A 20597-nucleotide genomic window follows, 5' to 3' on the forward strand; every position below is an offset into this window, starting at 1 on the left:
CTGTCGCGGTGGGCTCCGTGCTCACCTCGACCGCTCACGAAGATGGGCCGTCGGAGGCCGTTCCGCCGTCGTCCAAGGGGGCTGTCTCATCCTCCGAGACGCGGCCAAAGCGGCGCTCGCGGCGGCTGTAGTCTTCCAAGGCCTTGCGCAACTCCTCTTTGTCAAAATCGGGCCAGTACACCGGCGTGAAGTACCACTCGGCGTAGGCCGACTGCCAGAGCAGAAAATTGCTGATGCGCACCTCGCCCGAGGTGCGGATGACCAGATCCGGGTCCGGACAGTCTGCCGTGTAGAGATAACGGCTGACCAGCGCCTCGTCCACTTCGTCCGGGCGCACGCCGTCGCAGATCATCTTGCGGATGGCCTGCACAATCTCATCCCGTCCGCCGTAGTTGAAGGCCACATTGAGCACCAGACGCCGGTTGTGCTTCGTGCGCTCCACCGCAGCGCGAATCTTCGCCTGCAGGTCGGGCCGCACGCCTTCCATTTTGCCCACATGGCGGATCTGCACGCCCTCGGCATCCAGTTCGTCCAACTGCTGATCGATGACCTCCTCCATGATGTTCATCAACCCGTCCACCTCTTCCTTGGGACGGGCCCAGTTTTCGGTGGAAAAGGCGAAAATGGTGAGATACTGGATGCCGAACTCCACGCAGGCACGAATGATGCGCCGGAGGTTGTCCACCCCAGCGCGATGACCAGCCAGTCGAGGCAACCCCCGCGCCCGCGCCCAGCGACCGTTGCCATCCATGATGATCGCCACATGGGTGGGGATTTTCAGTTCGGCGTCCGGCAGGCGTCCCTCAGGGTCGCTCATTCCTCTAAAATCTCCCGTTCCTTGATTTCACTCAACTGATTGGCCTCTTCGATGTACTTGTCCGTCAAATCCTGCACCTTCTGTTCCGCCCGTTTGCGCTCGTCCTCGGAAATCATCTTCTCGCCTTCCAATTCCCGCAGGTCCTTGATGGCGTCCCGGCGCACATTGCGGATGGCCACCCGCGCCTCCTCCACCCGGCGATGGACCACCTTGACCAACTCCCGCCGGCGCTCCTCGGTGAGCGGGGGCAGAATCAGCCGAATGCTGTGGCCGTCGTTGTTGGGGGTCAACCCCAAATCCGAGTTGCGGATGGCTTTCTCAATGGCCTTCAGGCTGGAAGGGTCAAACGGTTTGATGAGCAACTGGCGGGGCTCCGGCACGGTGATGGTGGCAATCTGCATCAAAGGTGTCGGTACGCCATAGTACTCCACCTCCAGGCGTTCCACCAGAGCCGGGTTTGCCCGTCCGGTGCGAATGCCGCGCAACTCATCTTCCAAAACCCGCACCGCGCCCTGCATGCGATGTTCCGCATCCTGCAACACTTCCTTGATCATCGCGCTCCTCCTTGCACATGGGACGAGGCAAGATGAAATGACGCTCCAATTTTATCACAGCCACGACGAGTGAAGGTGATGGTAGAATTATCCTGCCTGCACCAGAGCAGTGCACATTCCTGCGAGGGAGGACAGCCCGATGAACCCCAAAAAACTGACGGTGGTGGTGCCCATGGCCGGCTTGGGCACCCGTTTGCGCCCCCACACCTGGAGCAAACCCAAACCGCTGGTGCGGGTGGCGGGCAACACCGTGCTGGGGCATGTGCTGGATATGTTCCAGGCGCTCCCCGCGGAGCAACTGGAACTGGTGTTCATCGTGGGTTACCTGGGCGAGCAAGTGCCCGCCTATCTGCAAAAGCACTATCCTCATCTCAAGGCCCACTTCGTGGAGCAAACGGAGCGGTGGGGACAATCCCACGCCCTGTACCTGGCCCGCGACTTTTTAGAGGGCCCAGTGTTGATGATTTTCGTGGACACCATTATGGAAGCCGACTTCGCCTTTCTGGCGAACCCACCCGACGAAGGCATCGCCTGGGTGAAGCCGGTAGAAGACCCCCGGCGGTTCGGTGTGGCCGTGCCCGACGAGCAGGGCTATGTGCAACGTATCATCGAAAAACCCGATACTACCGAGCACCACCTGGCCGTGGTCGGGTGTTACTACTTCCCCGAGGGCCGCGACCTGGCCGCCGCCGTGGAAGAGCAAATCAGCCAAGACATCAAGACCAAAGGCGAGTACTACCTGGCCGACGCCATCAACCTAATGCTGCAACGCGGGCTGCGGATGCGTACCCAATCCGTGAACATCTGGCTGGACGCCGGGACGCCTGAGGCCCTGTTGGAGACCAACCGCTATCTGCTGGCCAACGGGCGGGACAACACCTGGGAAACGCCGCGCCCCGGGGTGACCATCATCCCCCCGGTGTACATCCACCCCACGGCCCAGGTGGAGGAGGCCGTCATCGGCCCCCATGTATCCATCGGCGCCCAGGCCAGGGTGTTCCGGGCCGTGCTCCGCGACACCATTCTGGACGACCACGCCGAGGTCAGCCAATGCGTGCTCGATGGCAGCCTGGTGGGCCAATACGCCCGCATCCAGGGCCATCCCCAAAGGCTGAACATCGGCGATCATTCCCACATCGAGTTTTAGCCATGCGTCGCCCCAACCCATGGGATCGGCTCACCCAGCCCTGGCAGCCCATCGAGGTGCGCTGTCGCTCCGAGTACCGTTACGCTCAGGAGCCTCAAGCGCTGCGCTGGGAAAGTCAATGGGTGACCGTGCAGCGCATCGTGGCCCGCTGGCAGACTCCCGAAGGGCCGGCCTTTCGCCTGCTGACGGCGGATGGCCGGCTTTATGACATCCGCCATCGGGAAGATGCCGCCCAATGGGAGGGGCGACAACTTTAGGAAGCGCCCCCGCTTCCCTGTTCCCGGCATACCCCTAGGGCGTCCTGTCCCCACTTCCGGGAGCAGGATGTCGCCTGGGGTTCCTCAACCTTTCCTCATTCCAGGAGGCCATTCATGATCATCGGTGTCCCCAAGGAAATCAAAGACAACGAATACCGGGTCGCGGTGACGCCCGGCGGTGTGGAAATGTTGCGCCAGCACGGGCATCGGGTGCTGGTGCAGGCCAGTGCGGGCGAAGGGAGCGGCTTCTCCGACGAGGAATACGCCCGCTCCGGCGCCGAAATCCTACCCACGGCGGCCGAGGTGTGGAACAACGCAGAAATGATCATGAAGGTCAAGGAGCCTCGGCCCGAGGAGTACGGCTTTTTACGGGAGGGCCTGCTCCTGTTCACCTACCTCCATCTGGCCGCGGAGGAGGAGTTGACCCACGAACTGCTGCGGCGCAAGGTGGCCGCCGTGGCCTACGAAACGGTGGAGTTGACCGACGGGCGGCTGCCGCTGCTGACCCCGATGAGCGAAGTGGCCGGACGGATGGCCGTCCAGGTGGGAGCCCATTACCTCGAAAAGGCCCACGGCGGGCGCGGCAAGTTGTTGGGCGGCGTCCCCGGTGTGCGACCGGCCCAGGTCACCATCATCGGCGGCGGCGTGGTGGGCACCAACGCGGCCAAGATCGCCCTGGGCATGGGCGCCCATGTGGTCATCATTGACAAAAACATCGACCGCCTGCGCTACCTGGAAGACGTACTGCACGGCAACCTGACCACCTTAGCCTCGAACCCGCTCAACATTGCCAACGCGGTCCAGCGCGCCGACCTGCTCATCGGGGCTGTGCTCATCCACGGCGCCCGGGCGCCCAAACTGGTCACCCGCGAGATGGTGAGCACCATGAAGCCCGGTAGCGTGATCGTGGATGTGGCCATCGATCAGGGCGGCTGCGTGGAAACCAGCAAACCCACCACCCACAGCCACCCCACCTACGAAGTTGACGGCGTCACCCACTACGGCGTGACCAACATGCCCGGGGCGGTGCCGCGCACTTCCACCTACGCCCTCTCCAACGCCACCCTGCCTTATGCGCTGCTCCTGGCCAACCACGGGTTAGAAGAAGCCGTGAAGAACAACCGGGCGCTGGCCAAAGGGGTGAACACCTATCAGGGCGCCGTGACCTATCCCGCCGTGGCCGAAGCCTTTGGCCTGGAATACACCCCCCTGGAGAAGTTACTGGCATGAGTGTGGCCTTTTCTCCCAAAATTGCCCGGAGGGTGCATGCCATCAAACCCTCCGGGTTGCGCAAGTTTTTCGACATCATAGCGTCCCGGCCGGAGATCATCTCCTTAGGCATCGGGCAGCCCGACTTCGCCACCCCCGAGGTCATCCGTCAGGCCGGCATCGAGGCCATCGCCACCGGGGACATCGGCTACACAGCCAACCCCGGGCTGCTGGAACTGCGCGAGGCCATCGCCATCCACCTGGCGCGCCGTTATGGGGTGCACTACGACCCGCAACAGGAAATCGTGCTCACCGTGGGGGTGTCTGAGGGGCTTTTCCTGGCCCTGGCCGCTTTGCTGGACCCCGGCGACGAGGTCCTGCTGCCCACCCCCTGCTTCGTGGCCTACCCCGCCATGATCACCCTGGCCGGGGGCGTGCCGGTGGAGGTGCCCCTGCGGGCCGAGGATGACTTCCAGCCCAACATCGAGGCGCTGGCCCAACACCTCAGCCCGCGCACCAAGGCCATCCTCATCAATTACCCCCACAACCCCACCGGGGCCGCGGCGCGGCGCGAGGCCATGGAAGCCCTGACGCGCTTTGCAGAAGAACACGACCTGGTGGTCATCTCCGACGAGATCTACGACCAACTGGTCTACGATACAGAGCATATCTGCTTCCCGGCGCTGGGAGGGGCCTGGCCGCGCACGGTGCTGTTGGGTGGGTTTTCCAAAGACTATGCCATGACCGGCTGGCGGTTGGGCTACGCTGCCGCCCCGGCTCCCATCCTCCAGGCCCTGCTGCGCATTCACCAGCACCTCATCATGGCCGCGCCCGCCATAGCCCAGTACGCGGCCTTAGAAGCCCTGCAAAACCCCCGGGCCGCCGATGCCGTGGCGGCCATGCGCGCCGAGTACGACCGCCGACGGCGGCTTATCGTGGACGGGCTGAACGCCATGGGGTTGACCACCCGCGAGCCGCAAGGGGCCTTTTACGCTTTCGCCGAGGTGCGCGGCACTGGCCTGGACGACGAGGCCTTTGCCTGGCGCCTGCTGGAGGAGGAAGAGGTGGCCGTGGTGCCCGGCTCGGCCTTCGGCCCGGGCGGGGAAGGCTTCATCCGCTGCTCCTACGCCACGGCCTACGAGAAAATCGAGGCGGCGTTAGAGCGGATGGCCCGCTTCGTGCAGCGGCTGCGGGTTCATTAAAAAAAGCGTCTTCCTTTTCCAAGACCTGGCAGCCTCTGCCGTCTGTCAGGTCTTGAAATTTTAAGGTACACTTAGGGGCACACGGTCCTTTGTTTCTTCCGTAGGTGCAAGAGTGATCTTATGCGCAACGTGGTCATCGGTTGCGGCACGATTGCGGTGCTTGTAGTCTGCTTAGGGGCTTTGGTCCTGGGCGGATTGCTGGTGCTGGGAAGCACGCTGGAAGCCACCCCTCAACCCTCACTCATCCCCGCCCTGCCCACCGCAACCACCGTGTCGACTCCCACCTCCGTCTCCCTGCCGCAGGCCACCGCCACCCCGACCGCCCAGGTCCTTCAAAGGCAGCAACTCTACCGCGCCGTGGTGGAAATCATCACCTGGGCAGACCTGGGCAACGGCCTGGAGCCGGTGTGGAGCGGTTCGGGCACCATCATCGGCCCCCGCGGATACATCCTGACCAACGCCCATGTGGTGCTGCCCACCAAGCCCGGCGAGCGGGTGGATCAACTTCAGGTGCTCATCACCGAGGCCGAGGATCGGCCTCCCACCCCCCGCTATCTGGCCGAAGTGGTGCAGGCCGATGAGCGTCTGGACCTGGCCGTCATCCGCATCACCGCCGACATCCACGGCAACCCGGTGGACCCGAAAACCCTGCATCTCCCGGTGGGGGACTCGGACACCCTGCATCTGGGCGACAGCCTGATCATCCTGGGTTACCCGGGCATCGGCGGCTCCACCATCACCCTGACCAAGGGGGAGGTCAGCGGTTTCACCGCCGAAGCGGGCTACGGCGAGCGCGCCTGGATCAAGACCAGCGCCACCATCGCCAGCGGGAACAGCGGCGGGTTGGCCGCCAACGCGCAAGGGGAACTGGTGGGCGTGCCCACCCAGTTGGGCGTCGGAGACAACGGCAACGAAATCGTGGACTGCCGTCAGTTGGCCGACACCAACAACGACGGCGTCATCGACGAGAACGACACTTGTATCCCGCTGGGCGGGTTCATCAACGCCCTGCGCCCCATCAACCTGGCCAGGCCCCTCATCCAGGCCGCGCTGGAAGGCAAGCCTTTGGTGCAAACGCCCGCGCCCAGCGCCTCCTTGCCCCAGGGCCGCATCATCTACGAGGACGACTTCTCCGACCCCACTACCGGTTGGCCCGTGGGGCAGGACGCCGACGGCGAGACCGCCTATCGGGACGGGGCGTACCTGATGCAGGTAAACACCGCCCAACTGCTCTTATGGGTCAAGGCCGGCTACCAACTGCGCAATGTCATTATCGGCGTCACCGCCCGGGTGGAGACTTCGGTGGGCGACGGCGACTTCGGGCTGATCTGTCGCTATCAGGATGCCGACAACTTTTATAGGTTGGAAATCTCTGAAGACGGCTTCGCCAGCATCTGGAAACGTAGCCATGGGGAACATGTTCCCCTGGTACAATGGAAAAGACTTCCGCCCGCGCTCCGCGGGCTGGATGCTTACACCATCGAAGCCGCTTGCTTAGGCAGCAGCCTGAAACTGGTGGTCAACGGCAAAGTGGTCGCCGAAGCCCACGACCAGGAGTTCAGCACCGGCGATGTGGGCATGATCGTGGGCACCTGGGATACGCCCGGCTTCGGCGTGCTGTTCGATGACTTCGTCCTGCGCCAACCTTAGCTTTACCCTGCACCAAGGAGCGTTGTACACCCCATGAGCATCCAAGAATACCAACCGGTCATCGGCCTGGAAGTCCACGCCGAACTACAAACCCGCTCCAAAATGTTCTGCGCCTGCCCGGTGGTGGACGCCACCACAGCGGAGCCCAACACCGCCGTATGCCCGGTGTGCGCCGGGATGCCCGGCACGCTGCCGGTGGTCAACGAAAAAGCCGTGGAATACGCCCTGCGGGTAGCGCTGGCCCTGGAATGCACCATCAACCAGACCAGCATCTTCGCCCGGAAGAACTACTTTTACCCCGACCTGCCCAAAGGCTACCAGATTTCGCAGTACGAACTTCCCCTGGCGCGCAATGGACGCCTGGTGATGATCACCTCTCAAGGAGAACGCACCATCCGCGTGCGCCGCGTCCATCTGGAAGAAGACACCGGGAAACTCACCCACCTCCAGACGCCCGATGGCCGCACTTACTCTTTGGTTGACCTCAACCGCGCCGGGGTGCCGTTGCTGGAAATCGTCTCCGAGCCGGACATGCACTCCGTAGAAGAGGCGGTGGCCTACGCCACCACCCTGCGCCAGATCCTGCGCTACTTAGGCGTGAACTCGGGCGACATGGAGAAGGGTGTCATCCGCTTCGAGGCCAATGTCTCGGTGCGCCCCAAAGGTAACCAGCGGCTGGGCACCCGCACCGAAATCAAGAACCTGAACAGTTTCCGCGCCCTGGAGCGCGCTGTGGCCCAGGAAATCGAGCGCCAGATCGCCCTGCTGGAACGGGGCGAAACGGTGCAGCAGCAGACCCTGGGCTGGAACGAAGCCGAGCAGCGCCTCTTCGCCCAGCGCAGCAAGGAGGAAGCGCACGACTATCGCTACTTCCCGGAGCCGGACCTGCCGCCGTTGGTCGTGGAGGAGGCGTGGCTGGAGACCGTGCGGGCCTCCCTACCCGAACTGCCACGGGCCAAACGCCAGCGCTTCATGGCGCAATACGGCCTCCCGGCCTACGACGCCCAGGTGCTCACACAAGAGCGCAGCGTGGCCGACTTCTTCGAGCAGACGGTCGCCGCAGCGGGGGAGGCTGTGCCGCCTAAGATGGTGGCCAACTGGATCACCGGCGAGATGTTCGCCCTGTGGAACGCCAGTGGGCGCTCGGCCGAGGATTCGCCGGTCGCCCCGGAGGCCCTGGCCGAACTACTGGGCTTTGTGGGCCGCGGCCAGATCAACCAAAACACGGCCAAGCAGGTGCTGGCCGAGATGGCGCAGAGCGGTCGGTCGGCCCAGGCCATCATCGAGGCCCGCGGGCTGCGGCAGGTGTCCGACGAAGCGCAAATCGCCCGCTGGGTGGACGAAGTGCTGGCTGAGTTCCCCAAAGAAGTGGAAACCTACCTCAACGGCAAGGAGGGGGTGGCCAACTTCCTCTTTGGTCAGGTGATGCGCAAAGCGCGGGGCAAAGCTAACCCCCAGGTGGTGCGGCAAGTGTTGCTGGCCCGGCTGGCGCAACGCAAGAGACTTGACGAGGCCCCGAAATTAGGGTAAAAAGAAATTGGACGGTGTAGGGATGTCGCTCCAAGCAGGATCAAGAGCATGAGTACGCTTTGGTGCCGGCTAAACCCAAGGAGGTCGTGGACAAGCGGGTGACCCACCCAGAGGGCCCCGCTTTATCTTTTTGTTGGCGAGGACAATAATGAGGAAACGCACTGTCAACACCTTTGAAATGGCGCAGCAACAGTTCGACTATGTGGCGGAGTTGTTGGGCCTGGACGAAACGGTTCGCCAGATGCTGCGCTGGCCTTTACGGGAGTATCGCTTTCAGGTTCCCGTGCGGATGGACGATGGGTCCGTCCGGGTATTTTTCGGCTATCGGGTGCAACACAACGACGCCCGCGGCCCGGCCAAGGGCGGCATTCGCTTCCACCCCGCCGAGACCATCGACACCATCCGCGCGCTGGCGATGTGGATGACCTGGAAGACCGCCGTGGCCAACATCCCGCTGGGCGGCGGCAAAGGCGGCGTGGCGGTGGACCCCGCCTCGCTCTCAAAGACCGAACTGGAACGGCTCTGCCGGGGTTGGATCGACCACATCTGGCGGAATATCGGCCCCCGCATTGATGTCCCCGCGCCCGATGTGGGCACCACCCCCCAGATGATGGGTTGGATGATGGACGAGTACTCCAAACTGGTGGGAGAGTACACCCCCGGAGTGATCACTGGCAAACCCGTGAATGGCGGTGGCTCGTTAGGGCGCACCGAAGCCACCGGGTACGGGGTGATCTACCAAATCCGGGAAGCCATGAAACTTCTCAAGATAGACCCCTCTCAGAGCGTGGCGGCCATCCAGGGGTTCGGCAATGTAGCCCAACATACGGCCATCGGTTTCACCGAGATCCTGGGCGGCAAAGTGGCCTGCGTCTCCTATTGGGACCGGACGGATCGCACCGCCTACACCGTAAGCCATCCCGACGGCATCGACCCCCACTTCCTCATCTCCATCACCGACACTTACGGCACCATCGACAAGGACAAGGCCCGCGAAGCCGGTTACCTCATCGAAGAGGGCATGGCCTGGCTGAAGAAAGATGTGGATGTGCTCATCCCGGCCGCCCTGGAAGGGCAGATCACCGGCGAGACGGTGCACTGGATCAGCGATCGGGTCAAGATTTTGGCCGAAGGCGCCAACGGCCCCACCACCCCCGAAGCCGACGAGGTGCTGCGGAAAGACCGCAAGGACATCTTCGTCATCCCGGATTTCCTGTGCAACGCCGGTGGAGTCACGGTGTCCTACTTCGAGAGCGTCCAGAACGACATGAACTACTACTGGCCCCGCGAGGAAGTGCTGGAACGGCTGGACGCCAAGATGACCGAAGCCTTCCACGGAGTGTATCGCCTCTCCGCCGAAGAAAGGGTCTACATGCGCGACGCGGCCTACATGGTGGCCATCGACAGGGTGGTCAAGGCCATGGAGGTGCGCGGCTGGATTTAGTCGGCCCAAAACACGCTGCCGTCAGGCAGCGTGTTTTTGTTGGGTTGCCGTTCTTCACTACCAAGTTATCAAGTTATAAGGAGGAACCCATGAGTTACCGCAATCCCTTCGAAATCGCGCAGCAGCAGTTGGACCAAGCCGCGGAGAAGTTGGGCCTCGATGAGGCCACCCATCAACTGCTCCGTTGGCCCAAGCGAGAGATTCATGTTACCTTCCCCGTGCGCATGGACGATGGCAGCGTGAAGGTCTTCCACGGCTTTCGCGTCCAGTACAACGACGCCCGTGGGCCGACGAAGGGCGGCATTCGCTTCCACCCCGATGAGACCATCGACACGGTGCGCGCCCTGGCCGCCTGGATGACCTGGAAGACCGCCGTGGTGGACATCCCCCTGGGCGGGGCCAAAGGCGGCGTGATCTGCGACCCCCGTCAAATGTCCCAGGGCGAACTGGAGCGGCTCTCCCGCGCATACATCCGTGCCATCGGCACGGCCATGCTGGGGCTGGAAAAGGACGTCCCCGCGCCCGATGTGTACACCAACCCGCAAATCATGGCCTGGATGATGGACGAGTTCTCGGTGATGCAGGGCTACAACGAGTTCGGCATGATCACCGGGAAGCCGCTACCCCTGGGCGGGTCCGTTGGCCGCATAGACGCCACCGCCCGCGGCGGGATGTACACCCTGCGCGAGGCAGCCAAGGCGCTTGGGATCAACCTGAACAGCGCCACCACGGCCATCCAGGGCTACGGCAACGCCGGCACCTTTGCCCACAAACTGGGCGTGGAGATGTTCAACCTCAAAGTGGTGGCCGTGTCGGACTCCAAAGGCGGTATCTACAACCCTCAGGGGTTGGAATACGCCGCGGTGCTCGAGCACAAGAAAAAGACCGGCTCGGTGATCAACTTCCCCGGTGCCGAAAACATCACCAACGAAGAACTGCTGGAGTTGGATGTGGCTGTGCTCATCCCGGCGGCTCTGGAAGAAGTGATCACCGAGGCCAATGCTGCTCGGGTCAAGGGGAAGATCATCGTTGAACTGGCCAACGGCCCCACCACCCCCGAGGCCGACCTCATCCTGCACGACAAGGGGCAGTATGTCATCCCCGACTTCCTGTGCAACGCCGGCGGGGTGACCGTCTCCTACTTCGAGATGGTGCAAAACGCCTACGACTTCTACTGGGACGAGGAGACGGTGTACCAGCGGCTGGATGCCAAGATCACGAAAGCCTTTCATGCCGTGCACACCATGGCCCAAGAGGCCAAGGTGCACAACCGGCTGGCCGCCTACATGGTAGCCGTGGAGCGCGTGGCCGAGACCATGAAGTTGCGCGGTTGGGTCTGATGGCCCTCGAAGTCCTGCCGCCCCCGGAAGCCCATGGCCTCCGGGGGCTGTTTTTCTCTTCCCCCCTTCTGGCACATTTCCTGCTCTGCTGGTGGCGCTGCCGGGAAACTCCGTGCCACTGAAGTCAGGATAGGAGTTGGGACACCCTTAGGAAGGTGCGGCAACCCACAAAGAGCCACACATCTTATGTCGTGTCAAGGGCCTCGTAGAGGTGCAGCGGTGCTGCGCCGTGAGGCCCGAGGCCATGCCAGGACGGCCGGCTCTTGTATCTTGTCCGAACCTCAACACGCTACCCTTGCGTGTTCGCCCGCCTTCATGTAAGATGGAGGCATCCGCGCCGGTCTTCCTTTCAGGAGCCCTGCCATGACCTCTTCACCTCCGCGCCCTTCAACAGCGCCCGACCCGCCGCCGCGGCCCCAGGCGAACCCCTCCCCTGCCGCCGCGGGCCAGGAGCAGGAAAGTGTGCTCAGCCTGTTCCTGCGCGGGGTGTTCTGGTCGTTGCTGGCCGGTCTGCTCCTGATCACCTTTTCGCCCTACCAGGCGGCCCAACTGCGCGTCCGCCTACCTTGGGAGGCTTCGCCTTATGGAACCTCGGGAGGGCTGGTGTACCTTCCCACCCCTACCGGCACCAACGCCGCCCATGTGGGCATCGTGGCCGGCCATTGGGGGCTGGACAGCGGAGCCACCTGCCCCAATGGCGTCACCGAGCAACAGGTGAACTACGAAATCGCCCGCCGGGTTCAGCAGAAGCTGGAAAAAGCCGGGGTGAAGGTGGACCTGCTCCAGGAGAAGGACCCCCGCCTGCAAAATTACCGGGCGGATGTGCTTCTGTCCATCCATGCCGATGTCTGCGTGTGGCCGCCGGAATACGGCGAGAAGGTGAGCGGCTTCAAGCTGGCCTTTGCTTCGGCCGTGCCGCAAAAGGTCGCCATCCAGGCCGCCCAATTCAAGCGCTGCCTGGAATACCGCTACAGCGCCATCACCGGGCTGACCTTTCACCCCTCCACCATCACCAGGGACATGACCGAATACCACGCCTTCGACGAAATCGACCCCAATACCCCGGCGGTGATCATCGAGACTGGCTTTCTGGCGCACGAAAAGGACTACAACCTGCTGGTCAACCATCCTGACCAGGTGGCCCAAGGCATCGCCGCGAGCATCCTTTGCTATTTGCGCAACGAACCGCTGGTGCTGCCCACCGGCACCGCACCGGCCGCGTCGAGCACGGGGGAACCGTGAACCCGTCCAGGCCGTCTGCCCAACAAGCCTTCAGCCGGGCCTGGCGCGCGTTTCGCCAGGGCGACCAACGCGCCGCCCGTCGCTGGGCCGCCCTGGCTGCCCGGCTGGACCCCACCTGGGCCGAGCCGTGGCTGCTCCTGACCGCCGTGGCTACGCCGCGGGCGGCGGTGGCTTACGCCACCCGCGCCGTGGAACTGGCTCCCCAGGACCCGCGCGCCCGTCAGGCGTTGCGTTGGGCTTTACAACGCTGGCGCCGTCAGAAGAAACGCCCCCCTGTGCTGCCGCCCTCCCCCGAGCAGTTGGTGCGCCCCACCTCCCCCCTCTTCCGCTGGTTGGGGTTCGCCCTGGCGGCTTTGCTCCTGGCCGTGCTCTGGGTCGGCATGCGGCAGGTACCCGGGATCGCGGCCATGTTGCCCGCCCAGGAAGCCCCGCCACGCCTCGTGGTGCGTGGTCTCGCCAAGGCGACCTTCACCCCTACGCCAACCCCCACCTTTACCCCCACGCCCACAGCCACGCCCACGCCCACCTTCACCCCTACGCCCACCGCGACGAACACGCCCACCATCACCCCCACGCCCACGAAGACCTCCACGCCGCCCCCGCCCCCGACCCCACGGCCCATCGTAGCCAGCGGCGTGCCCCTGCCCTGGGGCGTCGGCCCCAACGAACGCTGGATCGACATTGACCTCTCCCAACAACGCCTCTACGCCTATCAGGGCACCCGCCTGGTGCGCTCCTTCGTGGTTTCCACAGGGGTTCCGGCCTACCCCACGGTCACGGGGACCTACCGCATCTATGTCAAATACCGCTACACCGACATGTCCGGGCCGGGCTACTACCTGCCCAATGTCCCCTACACCATGTATTTTTACCTAGGCTACGGCATCCACGGCACCTACTGGCACAACAACTTCGGCACCCCGATGAGCCATGGGTGCATCAACATGCGCACGCCGGATGCCGAATGGCTTTTCTACTGGGCCTCGGTAGGCACCGTGGTCAACATCCACCCGTGAAACGAGGCTTATGAAGCGGGACCTTTCCCGACGCGACTTTCTCCGACTCACGGCGTTGAGCCTGTTGGGCTTTGCCCTGCCCACACGATGGGAAGGCCGGAGTCTCAAAGCCGCCTTTCCCCAGGATTTGCAGGGCCGCGTGGCCTGGGACGAGGTGGGCGTTTATGATCGCCCCTCTCGCAAAGGGGTGTGGCGCAAAATGTTCTGGCGGGATGATGTGTTCCCCATCGCCGCCGCCGTCCTGGGCGAGGGCGAACCGATCTACAACCGCATCTGGTACTACATCCCCGGTCAGGGATATGTGCACTCCGGGCCGGTACAGCCCGTGCGTACGGTCATTCAACAGCCCCAACCCGTGCCCGAAGGAGGGAGGCTGGCCGAGGTGACCGTGCCCTACACCGACGCCTACTGGCAGCCCCTGGCCGACCACCGACCCGTGTACCGCCTCTACTACGCTACGGTGCATTGGGTCACCGCCCTGGTCAGCGGCGAAGACGGTCAGGCCTGGTACGAAATCCAGGACGACAAATGGGACTTCAAGTACTACGCCCTGGCCCGCCACCTGCGCCTGCTCACCTCCCAGGATGTCACCCCCCTTTCCCCTGAGGTTCCCCCGGAGGCCAAGAAAATCGTGGTCCACCTGGGCAAGCAACTGGTGATGGCCTTTGAGCACGGGCGCCTGGTCTTCGCCGCACGCACCACCACGGGCATGGGCTACTACCGGACGCCTTTGGGCCGTTTCGAGACCTTCCACAAGCGCCCCTTCCGCCACATGGCGCGGGGCAACCGCGCTGCCCCGGAATACGACTTGCCGGGGGTGCCCTGGGTGTGCTATATTACCAGGGAAGGCATTTCCTTCCACGGCACCTACTGGCACAACGATTTCGGCAAACCCCGCAGCCACGGATGCATCAACCTAGCCCCCCAGGCCGCCCATTGGCTCTATCGCTGGACCAACCCGGTGGTTCCCTTCGAGCGGGATGATGTGTACCGTGAAGGGGCCGGTACTCTTGTGGAGATCATCTGAACATGGCGAGTGAACCCCTCTTTGCCGGATTGGTGGTGGACGAGTATGACCGCCCCGTGGGAGTCGGCCAAGTGGGCGGGGAGCCCTGCTACATCGTGGACGACAACGGCTTTCGCCTCCACATCGCCTCCGAGCAGGTGGATCGCCAGGTGCTCCAGCACATGCGTCGCCTCATCGAGGGGCACGAAGACATCCTGGCCCAACAGGCCGCCCAGATGCTGGGCGCGGACGACCCCTTCAGTCTGGCCGCCATCCAACAACAATTCCAGAACCTCGATCAGCAATTCGAACAGTTGCTCCAAATCGGCCTGCCGGAGGAAGTGCGCGCCTATCTGGGCATGGTGGGCTTTCGCGTGCGGATCAACATCCACGGCGAGGTGCTGGAGATCAACCTGCCCGGATACCCCGGCGAGGAGGAGTGAACCCGGGCCACTGCCTCCGGTGTCAAAGAACTTGTCCAGCTTTTTTACCCTCCCAGGAGGAGGCAAATCGGACGGAGTTTCCTCCCCTTCCGGAAGGGGAGAAGAGAGAGGATGTGGCCTTTTGAGACCCCTTCCACCCCGCGGCCCTGAGGGCCGCTCCGCTCAGGGGGCTCGAAGGGCCGCAGGGTGGGAAGCAAGGATCCGTTCCACAACCTGGGCTATACGCTTCGCGTCCAATCTGACCGTCTCCCTCCTGACGAAGGAGGGAGACACGCGAGAGGTGCCATGCGTTTTGATGTCTTCACCCTGTTCCCTGAGGTCTTCTCCCCCTACCTGGATGTGAGCATCATGGCCCGCGCCCGGCAGATGGGCGTGTTGGAAGTGCACGTGCACAACATCCGCGACTGGACCACGGACAAACATCATGTGGTGGACGACGAACCCTACGGCGGCGGCGGGGGGATGATCATGAAGCCCGAACCCATCTTCGCCGCCGTGGAGGATGTGTTGGGCCGACCACCCCGCTGCCCGGTCATCCTGCTCACCCCCCAGGGGCGGCCTTTCACCCAGGCCGTGGCCCGCGAACTGGCGCAGCATGAACATCTGGCCCTGCTTTGTGGGCGCTACGAGGGGATCGATGAGCGGGTGCGGGAGCATCTGGTCACCGACGAAATCTCCATCGGCGACTATGTGCTCACCGGCGGCGAACTGCCCGCCCTGGTGGTCATGGACGCGGTGACCCGGTTGCTTCCCGGCGTGTTAGGGGACCCCGACGCCCCGCACAAGGATTCTTTCGCCGACGGCTTACTGGAGCATCCCCACTACACCCGCCCGGCCGAGTTCCGCGGCTGGCGGGTGCCCGAAGTGCTGCTCTCCGGCGACCACGGTCGCATCGCCCGCTGGCGGCGGGAGCAATCTCTGCGCCGCACCTGGGAACGCCGCCCCGACCTGCTGACCCAGGCCCACCTCACCGAAGAGGAACGCCGCCTCATCGCCCAGTGGGAAGCCGAGCGCCGCTCGGCCGCAACCGTCCCCGAGGGGGAACCCTGACCCTTTCTCAAGGAGCCTGCCGTGAACACGCAACGCTTTCCCTACGCCCGTACTTTTCTTTTGGCTTTTGGCTTTTTCGGCATCAGTCTCATCTGGCCCATCTTCAACAACTTCGTGCCCATCTTCCTCAAAGAGATGGGGCTTTCGGCCACCATGGTGGGCTTCGTGATGACCTGGGACAACTACCTCAACATGTTCGTCCAGCCCACGGTAGGCGCCGCCTCAGACCGCACCTGGACGCGCATCGGGCGGCGCAAGCCCTGGCTCCTGTTGGGCGCGCCCCTGGCCGCGCTGGCCTTTGTCTTCGTCCCCCTGCAACACGCCGTGGTAGGGGTGATGTTCGCCATCCTGTTCACCAACATCGGCATGGCGCTCTTCCGCGCGCCCACGGTGGCCCTGTTGGGCGACATCTTTCCGCCCCACCAGCGCAGCACGGCCAACGGTGTGATCAACTTCATGGGCGGCGTGGGGGCCATCGTGGCCTTCGTGGGCGGTGGCTACCTGTATGAACACCTGGGCCGTCCGGCGCCTTTCTTCTTCGGCAGCCTGCTCATGCTGATCTCGGTGGTGCTGGTGGTGCTCTTCATCCACGAGCCTCGCCGACCGGCTGCCGACGCCGCAGCGGGCGCGTCCCAAGGCGCCCTGAGCACGCTCAAAGCCTTATGGCAACACCCCGACCCCTCGGGCGTTTTCGTGCTCCTGGCCATCCTCTCCTGGTTCATGGGCTACAACGCCCTCGAGACCTGGATTTCCTCCTTCGGCAAATATGTCCTGGGGGTGACCGAGGGGCGCATGGCCATCTACACCGCCCTGCTGGCCCTGACCTTCGTGATCACGGCCATCCCCGCCGGGGTGTTGGGTGAGCGCCTGGGTCGGCGGCGCATCATCCTGTGGGGGGTGGGCGGCCTGGCCCTGATGATGCTTTACGGCACCCAGATTCGCAGCGTGGCCATGCTGTTGCCTTTCCTGGTGCTGGCCGGCTTCTTTTGGGCACTCATCAATGTCAACTCCCTGCCCCTGGTGTACGATGTCAGCGGCGCCGAGGCCATCGGCGCGTTCACCGGACTGTACTACCTGGCCTCGAACATCGCCGCCGTGGCCGGCCCCCAGGTGGTGGGCTTCCTCATCGACTGGACCGGGAGCAACTACCGCATCATGTTCCCTTTCTCGGTGGTGTTCATGGTGCTGGCCGGTGTGTTCATGGGGAAAGTCCGTCCCCGGAGCGCAGCACCCACCCCCTGAGCCAGCACACGCCGCCTATGGACAGCGACTTCCCCCAGGGTCCTCTCCCCAGAGGATTTTTTCGGGGAAGGGGCACATCCCGTGAGGCGTCCGTGGTAAAATTTTAGAGCACAGTCCCAAAAATTTTTCATCCCCAAGAGGATGGTGGAGGCAGCCATGGGCGAGTATATAACCGGTTCCTTCAAGGTCAAGGTGGGCCTGGCTCAGATGCTCAAAGGCGGTGTGATCATGGATGTGGTCACCCCTGAACAGGCCAAAATCGCTGAAGACGCCGGCGCGGTGGCCGTGATGGCCCTGGAACGGGTGCCCGCCGATATCCGCAACCAGGGTGGCGTGGCCCGCATGAGCGACCCCGAACTCATCCTGAAGATCATGGACGCGGTGTCCATCCCGGTGATGGCCAAGGTGCGCATCGGCCACTTTGTGGAAGCCCAGATTCTGGAGGCCATCGGGGTGGACTACGTCGACGAATCCGAGGTGTTGACGCCGGCCGACGAAGAGCATCACATCGACAAGCACCAGTTCAAGGTGCCCTTTGTGTGTGGGGCGCGCAACCTGGGTGAGGCATTGCGCCGCATCGCCGAAGGGGCGGCCATGATCCGCACCAAAGGCGAGGCCGGTACGGGCGATGTGGTGGAGGCCGTGCGCCACGCCCGCGCGGTGATGGGCGAGATCCGCCGCCTGCAGACCATGGCCGACGAGGAACTGTACACCTACGCCAAAGAAATCGGCGCGCCCATCGAGTTGGTGCGCGAGGTGAAACGCCTGGGCCGCCTGCCGGTGGTCAACTTTGCCGCCGGCGGCATCGCCACCCCGGCCGACGCGGCCCTGATGATGCAACTGGGCCTGGACGGCATCTTCGTGGGTTCGGGGATCTTCAAATCCGAGAACCCGGCCAAGCGGGCGGCGGCCATCGTCAAGGCGGTGACCCACTACAACGACCCGGCCATCCTGGCCGAAGTGAGCAAAGGGCTGGGTGAGCCCATGCGCGGCCGCCAGGCTGCCGACTTGCCCAAAGAAGAACGCCTGGCCGTGCGCGGCTGGTAAAGCGCGTTGCCCAAAAGCGGCAGAGAGGCGCCATGCCAGAAATCGTCCCCAATCCCCTGGTGCTACACGAAGCAGCCCGCCAGGTGCACAGCGACCTCACCATCGGCATCCTGGCCTTGCAGGGTTCCTTCTGGGAGCACGAGGCCATGTTGCTGCGCCTGGGCGTGGCCGTGCGCGAGGTGCGCCTGCCCGAACACCTGGAAGGGCTGGACGGGCTGATCATCCCCGGCGGGGAATCCACCACCATCGGGAAACTGGCCGTGGAGTTCGGGATGATGGAACCGTTGCGGGCCTTTGGCCGCGAAAAGGCCATCTGGGGCACCTGCGCCGGGGCCATCTTCCTCTCCAAAGACGCCCGCCGCGAGCAGCCCCTGCTGGGGCTGATGAACATCACCGTGGAGCGCAACGCCTTTGGCCGCCAGGTGGCCAGTTTCGAGGTGGACATCCCCGTGCCCGCCCTCAAGGCGGTGGCCCCTGAGGATGAACGTCCTTTCCACGCGGTGTTCATCCGGGCCCCACTGATCGAAACGGTGGACCCACCGGCCGAGGTGCTGGCCACGCTGGACGACGGGCGCATCGTGGCCGCCCGACAGGGCAAGTTGCTGGCCACTTCGTTCCATCCCGAACTGACCGACGACCTGCGCTTTCACGCGTACTTTTTGCACCTGGCCCGCGGCGGGTGAGGGAATCGCCGCCGCAACCTGGACGCCCTTCCACTGCGGGCTCCGCCCTCCGCTCAGGGCGTCTCCGGCGAAGGCCTGAGCAGAAGCCGCACAAGCGGCTGAAGTCGAGGGCCTGAGCGGAGACCGCACAAGCGGTCGCAGTCAAAGGCCACCCTTACCTGCCCTGCCCCCAAAGACACCACCCCGCCAGTGCGGCGAAAGGATGCTTCCATGTCGCCCCGCAATCTGGGCTGGCAGGACGGTTGGCTGATCTGGCGCTACCGGGGGCGAATGGTGTGTTTGAGCGCGCGGCGCTGGGCCACCGGGCGGTGCGGCTGGCCCGGCGGCTGGTGGGGCGTGTTTCGCCCGCCCGGCGAGAGCTTGGCCTCGGTGTCCTTTGCCGATGGGCTGCCCCTGCTGGCCCGGGCCGAAGTCACCCGCGGGGGGCAGCCGCTGGGCTGGCTGACCCATCTGGCCCCGGCCGAGGCGCTGGAAGAGGCCGTGGGCGCGCTGGTCGCCCTCATCGAGCACATGGCCCGCCAGGCCGGACGGCGCGGTGCCCGCTACCTGGCCGCCGAAACGCCCGCCGAAGGGACCGGCCTGGCCGTGCTGCAAAAGGCCGGGCTGTTGCCTCTGACCCATCTGACGCTATGGCGTTGGACGGCTTCCCGCCCCCCGGCCTCCCCGACGGACGCCTGGCGCCCTTTGCAGCCGATGTGGTTGGGCGCAGCCCAAAGCCTCTGGCTCGAGCGGGTGCCCCCGGCCGTACGCCCGGTGATCGCCCAACCGCGGGCCCAGGCGGGCTGGTGGGTCCTCCCGGCAGACCGGACGATAGGAGGCGTGGCCTGGGTGGACGCCGGCCCCGGCGGGGTGTGGGTGCAGGTGTTCCTGCACCCGTCGGCCCTGCCCCAGGGGGAACACGGTCTTGCTTCCCTGCTCCATCAGGTAGAGCAACGCTTCCCGCATCGCCCGGTGTGGCTCTGCACCGTGGCCGGCGACGGAGTGGAGGACCAAACGCTCACCGCCCTGGGCCTGCGCCGCCAAGGGCACTGGCTGCTACTCGCCCGTCCGGTGGGGCTTCCGGTGAGCGCCACGGCCCCGGCCCGCGCGGAGAAAGCCACCATCACCCAACCTTTGCGCCCCATCGCCCTCCATTCGTGAAGCGTTCGGGGGTTGTCGAGCCCAACCTCACCCCGCGCCCGCTGCCGGCGCCCGACAAAAGCCGACCAGTTTGACAGACCTGTAATCTCCCCCAAACCAAAAGCCCGTGCCTTCCTGCGACCGCCCAGGCTCGCTCCCCGGGGAAGCCTGCCTCCACATATCCCTGTACCTGTCGGCCTGATGGGTCATGAAATAGACCTGGAGGGCTGTGACATATGGGTTCAAAATGTCGAGCCGCTCTCTACGAAGCCCGAGGAAGCACTTCATGTCGATTTTGAGTTCTTCCTGTTTTGAGCCGTCGGGTGGAGGGTGAACTCCCCCAAGGTGGAAGTTCTCCATGTAGTACATCCAGGCGCGGGCGCGCTCAATGCGCTGGAGGGCGTCGCCCCTGTCGAGTCCGAGGTCGGCAAGGCTGGCCAGCACCTCTGAAGGCACCTGGTCTGCCGGGACGAGATCCGCCGTGACGCCGTTGGAGACCAGGACATATTTGCTTGTGCTTGCGCCGTTGGCCACGACGCCGTGGACGGCGAACAGCCTGTTCGCCGGGGGCAAGAGCCGGACGTTTTCGCCCCAGACCG

The 20597-nt window shown here is 64.3% G+C and carries 20 protein-coding genes and 1 pseudogene; 17 read left to right on the top strand and 4 right to left on the bottom strand.

What is annotated here, in order from left to right; genetic code table 11:
- Window positions 1-34 precede the first annotated feature (34 nt).
- Both G4O04_00095 and frr read right to left on the bottom strand, forming a co-directional pair.
- Window positions 35-817, bottom strand: coding sequence for an isoprenyl transferase (locus tag G4O04_00095; protein HEY56953.1), 783 nt, complete (start codon window positions 815-817; stop codon window positions 35-37).
- Window positions 814-1371: a ribosome recycling factor gene (frr, locus tag G4O04_00100; GenBank protein ID HEY56954.1), complete on the bottom strand. Its 558-nt coding sequence runs from the start codon at window positions 1369-1371 to the stop codon at window positions 814-816. Before frr ends, G4O04_00095 begins: the two co-directional genes overlap by 4 nt.
- A 154-nt stretch (window positions 1372-1525) precedes the next feature.
- Between frr and G4O04_00105 the strand changes: the two genes are divergently transcribed.
- From G4O04_00105 to G4O04_00145, 9 genes are all read left to right on the top strand, one after another.
- Window positions 1526-2518: an NTP transferase domain-containing protein gene (locus G4O04_00105; protein ID HEY56955.1), complete on the top strand. Its 993-nt coding sequence runs from the start codon at window positions 1526-1528 to the stop codon at window positions 2516-2518.
- Window positions 2519-2520: 2 nt separating this feature from the next.
- Window positions 2521-2775: a hypothetical protein gene (locus tag G4O04_00110; GenBank protein HEY56956.1), complete on the top strand. Its 255-nt coding sequence runs from the start codon at window positions 2521-2523 to the stop codon at window positions 2773-2775.
- Between the two features lie 114 nt (window positions 2776-2889).
- Window positions 2890-4005, top strand: coding sequence for an alanine dehydrogenase (ald, locus tag G4O04_00115; GenBank protein HEY56957.1), 1116 nt, complete (start codon window positions 2890-2892; stop codon window positions 4003-4005).
- Complete coding sequence (locus G4O04_00120; GenBank protein HEY56958.1) at window positions 4002-5186, top strand: aminotransferase class I/II-fold pyridoxal phosphate-dependent enzyme; 1185 nt, start codon at window positions 4002-4004, stop codon at window positions 5184-5186. Before ald ends, G4O04_00120 begins: the two co-directional genes overlap by 4 nt.
- Before the next feature lie 120 nt (window positions 5187-5306).
- Window positions 5307-6836: a trypsin-like peptidase domain-containing protein gene (locus G4O04_00125; protein ID HEY56959.1), complete on the top strand. Its 1530-nt coding sequence runs from the start codon at window positions 5307-5309 to the stop codon at window positions 6834-6836.
- Between the two features lie 33 nt (window positions 6837-6869).
- Complete coding sequence (gene gatB, locus G4O04_00130) at window positions 6870-8366, top strand: Asp-tRNA(Asn)/Glu-tRNA(Gln) amidotransferase subunit GatB (protein ID HEY56960.1); 1497 nt, start codon at window positions 6870-6872, stop codon at window positions 8364-8366.
- 148 nt (window positions 8367-8514) lie between these two features.
- Window positions 8515-9810, top strand: coding sequence for a Glu/Leu/Phe/Val dehydrogenase (locus tag G4O04_00135; GenBank protein ID HEY56961.1), 1296 nt, complete (start codon window positions 8515-8517; stop codon window positions 9808-9810).
- Window positions 9811-9899: 89 nt separating this feature from the next.
- A complete protein-coding gene (locus tag G4O04_00140) occupies window positions 9900-11150 on the top strand; it encodes a Glu/Leu/Phe/Val dehydrogenase (protein HEY56962.1) in 1251 nt (416 codons plus the stop codon).
- 363 nt (window positions 11151-11513) lie between these two features.
- Complete coding sequence (locus G4O04_00145) at window positions 11514-12392, top strand: N-acetylmuramoyl-L-alanine amidase (protein HEY56963.1); 879 nt, start codon at window positions 11514-11516, stop codon at window positions 12390-12392.
- Window positions 12393-12861: 469 nt separating this feature from the next.
- Here the strand turns inward: G4O04_00145 and G4O04_00150 are convergent.
- A pseudogene (locus G4O04_00150) lies at window positions 12862-13014 on the bottom strand (phytochelatin synthase).
- Between G4O04_00150 and G4O04_00155 the strand changes: the two are divergent.
- The 8 genes from G4O04_00155 to G4O04_00190 all read left to right on the top strand — a co-directional run bounded on the left by G4O04_00155 (window position 12956) and on the right by G4O04_00190 (window position 20019).
- Entirely contained in the window at window positions 12956-13408 is a 453-nt protein-coding gene (locus G4O04_00155) for a L,D-transpeptidase (GenBank protein ID HEY56964.1), read from the top strand. The pseudogene G4O04_00150 and the gene G4O04_00155 sit on opposite strands and share 59 nt — an antisense overlap.
- A 10-nt stretch (window positions 13409-13418) precedes the next feature.
- Window positions 13419-14435, top strand: coding sequence for a L,D-transpeptidase (locus G4O04_00160; GenBank protein ID HEY56965.1), 1017 nt, complete (start codon window positions 13419-13421; stop codon window positions 14433-14435).
- A gap of 2 nt (window positions 14436-14437) precedes the next feature.
- Window positions 14438-14857 carry a hypothetical protein gene (locus G4O04_00165; GenBank protein ID HEY56966.1) on the top strand — a complete coding sequence of 140 codons (420 nt, stop codon included), beginning with the start codon at window positions 14438-14440 and terminating at the stop codon, window positions 14855-14857.
- Window positions 14858-15142: 285 nt separating this feature from the next.
- Window positions 15143-15907, top strand: a complete 765-nt coding sequence (gene trmD, locus G4O04_00170) for a tRNA (guanosine(37)-N1)-methyltransferase TrmD (GenBank protein HEY56967.1) — start codon at window positions 15143-15145, stop codon at window positions 15905-15907.
- A gap of 21 nt (window positions 15908-15928) precedes the next feature.
- Window positions 15929-17149 (top strand): SLC45 family MFS transporter, encoded by a 1221-nt coding sequence (locus G4O04_00175; GenBank protein ID HEY56968.1) that lies wholly within the window; start codon window positions 15929-15931, stop codon window positions 17147-17149.
- Between the two features lie 156 nt (window positions 17150-17305).
- The gene (gene pdxS, locus G4O04_00180) at window positions 17306-18196 is read left to right on the top strand and encodes a pyridoxal 5'-phosphate synthase lyase subunit PdxS (protein ID HEY56969.1); all 891 of its coding nucleotides are present in this window, start codon (window positions 17306-17308) and stop codon (window positions 18194-18196) included.
- Between the two features lie 32 nt (window positions 18197-18228).
- Window positions 18229-18879, top strand: coding sequence for a pyridoxal 5'-phosphate synthase glutaminase subunit PdxT (gene pdxT / locus G4O04_00185; GenBank protein ID HEY56970.1), 651 nt, complete (start codon window positions 18229-18231; stop codon window positions 18877-18879).
- 210 nt (window positions 18880-19089) lie between these two features.
- Entirely contained in the window at window positions 19090-20019 is a 930-nt protein-coding gene (locus G4O04_00190; GenBank protein ID HEY56971.1) for a hypothetical protein, read from the top strand.
- A gap of 27 nt (window positions 20020-20046) precedes the next feature.
- Here G4O04_00190 and G4O04_00195 read toward each other — a convergent pair whose 3' ends face one another.
- Complete coding sequence (locus G4O04_00195; GenBank protein ID HEY56972.1) at window positions 20047-20571, bottom strand: hypothetical protein; 525 nt, start codon at window positions 20569-20571, stop codon at window positions 20047-20049.
- Window positions 20572-20597 lie beyond the last annotated feature (26 nt).

Source organism: Anaerolineae bacterium (assembly GCA_011176535.1).
Taxonomy (GTDB): Bacteria; Chloroflexota; Anaerolineae; order Anaerolineales; family DRMV01; genus DUEP01.